The organism is uncultured Flavobacterium sp. (genome assembly GCF_963974175.1).
Lineage (GTDB): Bacteria > Bacteroidota > Bacteroidia > Flavobacteriales > Flavobacteriaceae > Flavobacterium.
Map to the genome: position 1 here is coordinate 145,521 of NZ_CAXBBR010000009.1, position 9,134 is coordinate 154,654.

8 protein-coding genes and 1 pseudogene are annotated in these 9,134 nt (G+C 35.2%); 4 read left to right on the forward strand and 5 right to left on the reverse strand.

Translation table 11 applies throughout. The features are described from left to right. Positions 1 to 47: 47 nt before the first annotated feature. The 5 genes from AAC069_RS14045 to AAC069_RS14065 form a co-directional block, all read right to left on the reverse strand. Positions 48 to 866 (reverse strand): ferritin-like domain-containing protein, encoded by an 819-nt coding sequence (locus tag AAC069_RS14045; RefSeq protein ID WP_339921088.1) that lies wholly within the window; start codon positions 864 to 866, stop codon positions 48 to 50. Between the two features lie 17 nt (positions 867 to 883). Next, positions 884 to 1,663, reverse strand: a complete 780-nt coding sequence (locus AAC069_RS14050) for a ferritin-like domain-containing protein (protein WP_339921089.1) — start codon at positions 1,661 to 1,663, stop codon at positions 884 to 886. A gap of 672 nt (positions 1,664 to 2,335) precedes the next feature. Continuing rightward, a complete protein-coding gene (locus AAC069_RS14055) occupies positions 2,336 to 3,352 on the reverse strand; it encodes a M28 family metallopeptidase (protein WP_339921090.1) in 1,017 nt (338 codons plus the stop codon). Positions 3,353 to 3,581: 229 nt separating this feature from the next. Next, the gene (locus tag AAC069_RS14060) at positions 3,582 to 4,355 is read right to left on the reverse strand and encodes a dienelactone hydrolase family protein (RefSeq protein ID WP_339921091.1); all 774 of its coding nucleotides are present in this window, start codon (positions 4,353 to 4,355) and stop codon (positions 3,582 to 3,584) included. Positions 4,356 to 4,465: 110 nt separating this feature from the next. Next, positions 4,466 to 4,918 (reverse strand): Lrp/AsnC ligand binding domain-containing protein, encoded by a 453-nt coding sequence (locus AAC069_RS14065; protein ID WP_091093044.1) that lies wholly within the window; start codon positions 4,916 to 4,918, stop codon positions 4,466 to 4,468. Positions 4,919 to 5,150: 232 nt separating this feature from the next. Here AAC069_RS14065 and rocD point away from each other — a divergent pair, with 232 nt between their 5' ends. From rocD to AAC069_RS14085, 4 genes and pseudogenes are all read left to right on the forward strand, one after another. Further along, positions 5,151 to 6,434, forward strand: coding sequence for an ornithine--oxo-acid transaminase (gene rocD / locus AAC069_RS14070; RefSeq protein ID WP_339921092.1), 1,284 nt, complete (start codon positions 5,151 to 5,153; stop codon positions 6,432 to 6,434). A gap of 9 nt (positions 6,435 to 6,443) precedes the next feature. Then, complete coding sequence (rocF, locus tag AAC069_RS14075) at positions 6,444 to 7,406, forward strand: arginase (RefSeq protein ID WP_339921093.1); 963 nt, start codon at positions 6,444 to 6,446, stop codon at positions 7,404 to 7,406. A 255-nt stretch (positions 7,407 to 7,661) separates the two neighbouring features. Further along, positions 7,662 to 8,465 carry a uroporphyrinogen-III C-methyltransferase gene (gene cobA / locus AAC069_RS14080; RefSeq protein WP_339921094.1) on the forward strand — a complete coding sequence of 268 codons (804 nt, stop codon included), beginning with the start codon at positions 7,662 to 7,664 and terminating at the stop codon, positions 8,463 to 8,465. Positions 8,466 to 8,871: 406 nt separating this feature from the next. Continuing rightward, a pseudogene (locus tag AAC069_RS14085) lies at positions 8,872 to 9,134 on the forward strand (hypothetical protein); the annotation flags it as partial.

Here is a 9,134-nt window from a genome sequence, read left to right on the forward strand (position 1 = left end):
CTCAGAAATGAGAGGCTTTTTTTGTGCGTTTAATTTTGAGTATTAACTTATACGATAAATAAGCTTGCAATAGCAACAGCTTCGGCTCCTGTTAATGGTTCGTCATACGCTTCAGAACCTGCAGCAGCTCCAAATAGCAAAGCGGTATTAAAACCTGCTTGAGAGGTAACTTCTTCTCCATTGTACACCGCCTGTGTTGCTGCGGGCATACCTGCACCTCTTTCACTACCAGTTATCCATCCTTTAAGGCCTCGAAGCCTTCTTACTTCTGATGCATGTCTCGCCTCAACGGAATGGATCCGTAATGCTGCAGTCAGTAAATCGGGTGTTGAAATTAGATTAGCGGCTTGTCCTTTGTATGCGCGGACTCCTGTATCTTCAAATGCCTGTGCTAATACCAAGAATTGTGTATATGCATCAGCATTTCCAATTCCAGTCTTATTAAAAGGATCGAAAACACCACCCACAGTAAAGTCAAATGTTGGTTTAGATATAGAATTAGCGCCGAGACCGTTTTGTAAAAAAGTTACATGATCTGCTTCGTGTGCGGCGATCTGCATAAACACTTTTTCTTCTCGTCCTCCTGCTGGTATTACTCCTGAATCTAAACCTAATTGGTAAAACTCATTTTCCAAGTATTCTAAGGTAAGAGCTAATTGTAATGCAGCAACAGGGTTTCCTGACGTACTATCTTTTACAGCTGCGCTAGCTTTTGTTGATGTTAACGCGGCAATTCCAAACGGAATTGCTGTTAATGCGGCATTTTTTCCTACCAAACCCACTTGACTAAAAATATCTCTTCGAGAGCCTTTAACGTTCATCATATTTTCTGTGGTGAACGATTCTATAAATTTTAAAATATTCATAATGTTAAGGTTTAAGGTTATGGTAAGTATTTTGCGGTAAAAGGAGTAGTGATAAAAGTAGCTGCGATTAAAGCTACCTCCGATGGATTTTTACTCACATCAAGACCTGTAGTTGTATCTACTACGTCATTACCTGCAAAATCTTTTGAGTTAGGATTAATTAGGCTTCTAATGGCTGAAGCGTGTCTCGCTTCGACAGATACTATTTTCCCTGCTAATAATAGATAATCGGGATTGGATAGTAATCGACCAGCACCATTGTAGGCAGCAACTCCAGTGTCTTCTAATGCTTTTGCAGTTGCTAAAACCTGATCTCTATTATTGAAATTTAAATCTCCATAAGTAAATGAGAGGTTTGGTAACAATTGATGTTTCGGGTTTGGTAAACCGGAAGTCAATGCTGTTTTGAAAAATTCACGATGGATCACTTCGTGGTGATACAGATCGGTTAGCACTTCTTTTTCGATATCATTAAAAGTAGATGAAAAACCTGAAGCATTTACTACTTTGGTATAAAAGTCGGCTTCCAGTTGTTCTAATGCATAAGCGTAGGTCAATACGCCAAAATCATTTCCTCCTAGATCAAAGACTCCGTTTTTTACACCAGGGAAATGTCCATTATTTCCCATTTTAGCTGTGCTGCTAAAAGAACTATTTAGTTCTATTTTTTCATCAGAACTGCATCCAGCCAGAAATAATCCCGTTCCGGCTACAGCCATTCCACTTAATTTAAGAAACTCACGTCGGCCTTTGAGGGACGAGGAGCTTACTCCATGAATTTTTACTTCATTTTTCATAATTAAACAATTAAAAGTTAAAAATAATCAGTAACCATTATTTAATTAAGGGTATGGGAGGTTTGGGGAGCTATTTAATAATTGATTTTTTGGTGGGGCTGCAATTTATGATTGTTCATTTATAGTTCAACGGTTAGTATATAGTTTCATTTAGTCGAAAACGTAAAACATGCATTTTTGGGGATGTGACAGTGAATCAATTTCTTTTTAATTCTTAAATACGAGGGGGAATTGTATTTATATTTTTATAGTATCATTTAAAATTCAAAATCAACCAAATTTACATGATATTTTTTATAAATAGAAGCAAATAATTAAAAGTAATGTACTGTTTAACAATGATTTAACAAGTTGTTTATTGGTTCTAATAAAAATGTAATTTTTGTATTACTTTTTTATTTTGCTTTCGATTTTGGTAAGTATTTTTTCTAGTCTTATTGTAAAAGGCTACTAAGTGCTTACGAGAATAAATAACCTTATAATCCACTTTTATTGATCAAAACGAATATTATTTTTAGAAAAAAAGTAAAGTATAGCGTTGTTAAATTCCAAATGAAGTGTGTGAACATCTAATAAATACAAAAGAGCTTTGAATCACTTCAAAGCTCTTTTGTATTTGCATCAGGGATTAGCTCTCTGCGAGGATAGGAGAGGCGCGGAGCTGCCCATGTTTTATTTTTTATCTACAACAGGTCTGTTTTCTCGATTAGCTAATTCCCAAGCCATAGTAAAAGCAAGTTGAGCTCTCTTGGCCAAGGCATCGTATTCTATTTTATCTGGAGTATCTGTTTTTTTATGGTAATCGGCATGAACACCATTAAATATAAAAACGGAAGGAACACCATGCTTTGCAAAGTTATAATGATCAGAACGCTCATAAAAGTGATTAGGATCAGCTAGGTCATTGTATTTGTAGTCCAGCTCCATTTGAACGTATTTTTTATTTGCATCGGTAGTGATGTTGTCTAAATCAGTTGACAGGCGGTCTGCACCGATAACGTACACATAATTATTTGAATTCGCATGTGCCTCGTCGCGACGACCTATCATATCAATATTTATATCGGTAATGGTATTCTCCATAGGGAATAAAGGATTTGCCGAATAATAGCTAGACCCTAGTAAACCGTGCTCTTCGCCTGTTACATGCAAAAACATAATGGAACGTTTAGGACCATGACCGTCTTTTTTTGCCTTTTGGAATGCTTCGGCAATTTCAAGTAACGCAACGGTTCCTGAGCCATCGTCATCAGCGCCATTATAGACATCACCATTTTTTACTCCCACATGATCGTAATGTGCAGATATAACCAAGATTTCATTCGGTTTCTCTGAACCTTCAATAAAGGCCCAAATGTTCTCTGAATCGGGTAGATTCTCATTTCGCTTGGCATTTAAAAATGAAGCAGGGACTTTTTGGTAAAAGCTGCTAGCTGCTTTAGGGAAAGAAATACCATTTTTTTTATATTGATTGATAAGGTAAGTTCCTGCTCTTTTTTGTCCTGCAGAACCAGTTTCCCGACCTTCCATTCCATCTGCTGCCACGATGTAAAGATGTGTTTTTAGCTCGTTAGCAGTAATTGTATTCATGTATTTTGTGGGATCAGAATTATCAGCTGATTCAGTAATTTTTGTACTACTGCACGATAGCGTAGTGGCTAGCACAAATAAGGCAAGGATTTTTTTCATTTAAGGGCTATTTTAGATTGATAAAGGTATAAAATGCAAATAGGGTACAATTTGTTAGAACTATAATAATAGTCTATTGTTTATCGTAAAGGCATGTTATAGTCATTTTTTTTCCAGTTTTAATTAACGGTTTTTTAAGGTTTTCCAAAAAGTATTTTCAATAAATCCTCTTCAAGTATCATATTAGTACAATTTGAGCTTTAATAGTTACATGCGTTGGGATAATATATTACTTTTTTAAAACCTCATTCAGGAAAAGTTTCAAATGTTCAAATGAACGTCTTGCCGCTGTGGCATTATAAGCAGCACCTTTTGAATTATCATTTCCATATTCCGGATTGGTAAAACCGTGAACTGCGTTTGCATAATAAATCATTTGCCAGTCCGCTTTTGTGTCACGCATTTCCTGTTGAAACGCTGTAATTTCTGCTGCAGATACATAAGGATCATCTGCACCGTGACAAACTAAAACTTTAGCGGTGATTTCTTCAGTAGGTCTAGTTTTGTCTCTACCTAAGCCACCATGGAAAGAAACTACGCCTTTTACATTAAGATGCCCGCGAGCGGCTTCAAGTACTCCTGTTCCTCCAAAGCAATATCCAATAACTACAATATTATCTGGATTAGCACCAGCCTTAATCAATTGTTCCAAGGCTAATGAAATTCTTGTTTGATATTCCTTATAATTCGTTTTATAATAACCAGATTTTTGACCAGCTTCTGCATTGTCTTTTGGATAATTTCCCTCTCCGTAAATATCTGCTATAAAAGCGTAATACCCCAAAGCAGCTAATTCTCCTGCAATATCCTTAGACGCTTTGTCAATTCCATGCCAAGCTGGAAGAATCAAAATTCCGGGTTTTTGCGAGCTTTTCTTTGTAGGTGTAATTTTAAAACCATTTAAAACCTGATTTCCATCTTTGTAAGTTGTCGCTTTTAACTGTGCGAAAGAGCTGTTTGAATAGATAAGAAGCCCCAGAATAAAGTATTTTATATTTTTCATAATGCTATAAATTTGTATGTACAAATATCCGAAATTAAATAGGGAAATGTTATTTGCCCTACTAATTTACAGTTTTTTTAATAACTGTTTAGCGATACCCTAAAGTATTTTTAAAGACTAATGTTTCTTTTGAAGGCACAGCCCAATTCAATCATGGAGTCTGTTTTTGCAATTCCCTGAATGGTATCAATTTTTTCATAAAGCAATTTTCTCATGTGCTCATGATCACGTGCAATCATTTTTATATACAAGGTATACGAACCAGTGATGTAATAACACTCCGTTACCTCAGGAATTTTTTTAAGTTCATCTATAATCCTGCTTGAATCTTCATCTTTATTCAGTGTGATTCCGGTGAAAGCGCCCCAGTCATAGCCTATTTTCTTTTCGTTTATGATGGGTTTTATTCCTGTAATGATACCTTGCTCCATCATGCGATTGATGCGTTGATGCACCATAGTATTAGATATTTTTAATGTCGCAGCAATTGCAGAGTATGCCATACGACCATCTTTTTCCAATTCCTTTATAATATTAATGTCGAATTCATCTAATATATCCATGAAGTTTATTTTAAATTAAAATGCGTAACTTTATTAGGTATAAAAGTAATTGTTTTTTTTCTTTCGTCATTATAATTCTAGGTTTATTTTATAAAATATGACTTTTTAAAAGGCTTGTAGAACAACAATTGACTTTTTAATATAGAAAATAAGTCAAAAACATCTATTTTTATTGCGAAAGTAAAAAATATTTGTATTTTTGTATTCTAAGCATTAAAAAATAAAATATATCATGGAACAAACACATCAAACACTCTCTTCAAAAGCAGAAGCGTTAATCGAAAAAGAAAATAAATATGGAGCCCATAATTATCATCCATTACCGGTAGTTCTTGAAAAAGGAGAAGGAGTTTTTGTATGGGATGTAGATGGTAAAAAATATTATGATTTCTTGTCTGCATATTCTGCAGTAAATCAAGGACATTGTCATCCAAAAATTGTTGGAGCAATGGTAAAACAAGCACAAACATTAACATTGACTTCTCGTGCTTTTCATAATGATCAGTTGGGCGTTTTTGAAGAGTATGTGACTAAATATTTCAATTTTGACAAAGTGTTACCTATGAATACAGGTGCCGAAGCGGTAGAAACGGCTTTGAAAATTTGTAGAAAATGGGCTTATGAAGTAAAAGGGATTCCTGAAAATCAAGCTGAAATTATTGTTTGTGAGAATAACTTTCATGGAAGAACAACGACAATCATTTCGTTTTCAAATGACGAAAATGCACGTAAAAACTTTGGTCCGTTTACAGATGGGTTTATCAAAATTGCCTATGATGATATTGACGCTCTAGAAGCAACTTTAAAATCAAGTAAAAATATTGCAGGGTTTTTAGTAGAACCTATTCAAGGAGAAGCAGGAGTTTATGTTCCTACCGAAGGTTATTTGGCAAAAGCCAAAGCACTTTGTGCGGCTCACAATGTATTATTCATTGCAGATGAAGTACAAACAGGAATTGCCCGTACTGGTAGATTATTAGCTACTTGTGGAAATTGTTCTTGTACTAAAGGATGTGAAAATAAACCAGAAGTAAAACCAGATATCCTTATTTTAGGGAAAGCAATTTCAGGAGGTGTATATCCCGTTTCTGCCGTATTGGCAAATGATGGAATTATGAATGTAATCAAGCCAGGTCAACATGGTTCTACTTTTGGTGGAAATCCAGTTGCCGCTGCTGTTGCCGTTGCAGCGCTTGAAGTAGTTCGTGACGAAAATTTATCAGAAAACGCAGAACGTCTCGGAATAATATTAAGAAAAGGACTAAACGAAATCGCTTCAAGAAATTCATTAATTAGTTTAGTGAGAGGAAAAGGGTTGTTGAATGCAATCGTAATCGATTGTGATGAAGAGTCTGATTTAGCTTGGCAAATTTGTTTGAGATTTAGAGACTACGGACTGTTGGCTAAACCAACACACGGAAATAAAATTAGATTTGCTCCGCCATTAGTTATTACTGAAGCTCAAATTCAAGACTGTCTTGCAATTATTGAAAAAGCACTTAACGATTTCAAATAAAATTTTGTTATGGAACGATTTGTAAAATTAATAAAAAACCGATCCGATATTGGTGCGGGAACGCGAGGATCTGATTTAGGGGTTGATGCTATCGAAATTGCAGCTATCAATAAAAATAGTGATTATTTTAATCGATTTGAGTTTGAAGATGTGAAAACGCACAACGAAAGCATCTATGATAAAAATAGAAACAATTTTGCTAAAAGAATCGAACACGTGGTAGAACAATGCACGAGAGTAAGCTACGCTGTAAAACATAATTTACAAGCTAATTATTTTCCTCTTGTACTTTCAGGTGATCATTCCTCAGCTCTTGGGACGATAAGCGGCATCAAAGCGGTTTATCCGACAAAGTCATTGGGTGTCGTTTGGATTGATGCGCATGCCGATTTGCATTCGCCTTACACTTCGCCATCGGGAAACATCCATGGAATGCCATTGTCAGCAGCTCTAGGAGAAGATAATTTAGATTGCCAAATCAATGAAATTACTCCCGAAACGTTAAAGCATTGGGAAGACATGAAAAACATTGGTACTCCTGGTACTAAAATCCGTCCTGAAAATTTAATTTATTTTGGAGTTCGTGATACTGAAGAGGCGGAGAACAGCCAAATTGAAAAATTTGGAATCAGAAACTATATGGTGGATGAAGTGCGTTATAGAGGACTTCAAACTTGTGTTTCTGAAGCACTGACTAAGCTGTCAAATTGTGATTTAATTTACATATCGTTTGATGTAGACTCTATGGATTGTGATATGATTTCATATGGTACAGGAACGCCTGTTGCTAAAGGATTTGATCAACATGAAGTAATTGCTATCATCAATCAGATTATTAAGAGTCGAAAGGTAGTTTGTCTCGAAGTTGTAGAAGTAAATCCACTTTTGGACACTAAAGGGAATAAAATGGCAGAAACCGCTTTTGAGGTTTTAGAACAAGTGACTTCCACTATAGTTTTACCTATCGAATAGTAGTTTATACTTTTCATTTCAAATATAAAATCCCAAAGTCTACAAGTTAGATTTTGGGATTTATTTTTTATGAGATTATCATATTCGAGACGGCCTAATTCCTATTTCAATAATTAAAAAGGCAAAAACCAATCATAATTGAATTCGGATGCAATAGCGTTAAAATTTTCGCCTAGTATATAGTAATTACTTATATTTGCTTAAGTATTTATACTTAGTATATTAATTTTATTAATGCAGTTTATTCTTTATAATATGAAAAATTTACAGACACCAAAGTTAACCATTGTAGGCGCAGGCCCTGGAGACGTAGACTTGATTACAATAAAAGGGGTAAAAGCGTTACAAAATGCTAATGTGGTTTTGTATGACGCCTTAGTGAATGAAGAACTACTATCATACGCGACAAATGCTGAGGCTATCTTTGTAGGAAAGCGTTTTGGTTGTCATGCGTACAGTCAGGATCAAATTAATGAACTGATTGTGGTAATGGCCAAAAAATACGGTCACGTCGTACGTTTAAAAGGCGGTGATCCATTCGTTTTTGGTAGAGGAAGCGAAGAGATAGAATACGCACAACAATTTGGTTTAGAAACCGCCATTGTTCCTGGAATTTCGTCAGCATTAGGTGTGCCAGCTTCAAACGGAATTAGTTTAACCCAACGTAAGGTTTCCGAGAGTTTCTGGGTCATTACCGGTACTACATCTGATCATAAATTATCCAAAGATGTGAGCTTGGCGTCACGATCATCAGCAACAGTGGTGATCTTGATGGGAATGCACAAACTGGATGAAATAGTCAGGTTGTATCAAAAAAATAGAACAGACGATTTACCTATTGCCATCATTCAAAACGGAACAACTGCGATAGAGAAAAAAGTAGCGGGAACGATAAGTTCCATTTCAGCATTGGTAAAAGACAAACAAATATCATCTCCAGCAATTATTGTGATTGGAGAAGTGGTTAGAAACACTTCAAAAATAACTACTTACTTTCAAGAAGAAAATCAAGAGGATGAATTCATTTTTCAAAATTTAGATTTTAGTAATTTTATTTAAAGCATTCTTTTTAGGAGCTTTTTCCCGTTATCCGTTACAACCCATTTGGTCTACAACCCTTTTTCTAGGCACTGGCAGGAGCTTCCTGCAGTCGCTCTGCCACCACCAGTAAAAGTGGTTTTCTACCGGCATTTGGTTTTCACTACTCCCGGGGCTAGGTGTTTGGTGTAAAAAAAAAATCGGTGACTGTAGTTTCTAGTAAAATTGTTATTCTAGAACAATTATATTTGATAATAAGTTGATTAGCTAGTAGATTATTAAGATATTTCGTTGATTAAATGATATATTTGGGATGGAGTATAATTATATTATAGCCTAAAGCGGTTAGATGAGAGTTGTTTTTATGACTTTTCTAAAAACCATATAGCTACATATTAAGAGTTCACCCCTTAAAACCAACATTATTATGGATATCGATGATATAGCTAATGCGGAGCTTAGAACGAAGTTGAATAGCTTATTTCAAGAGAAAAATTCTTTATGGGTTCAAATTGAGAAACTTGCAGCAGGGTTAGTTATTGCAAATGAAAAACTTTCTATCCAAAATAAGGAAAAAGAAGAACGTGCAGCTGAATTAGTTTTGGCTAATAAGGAACTTGCTTTTCAAATTGAACAAAAAGAAAAACGCGCAGCTGAATTAGTTGTTGCTAATAAGGAACTTGCTTTTCA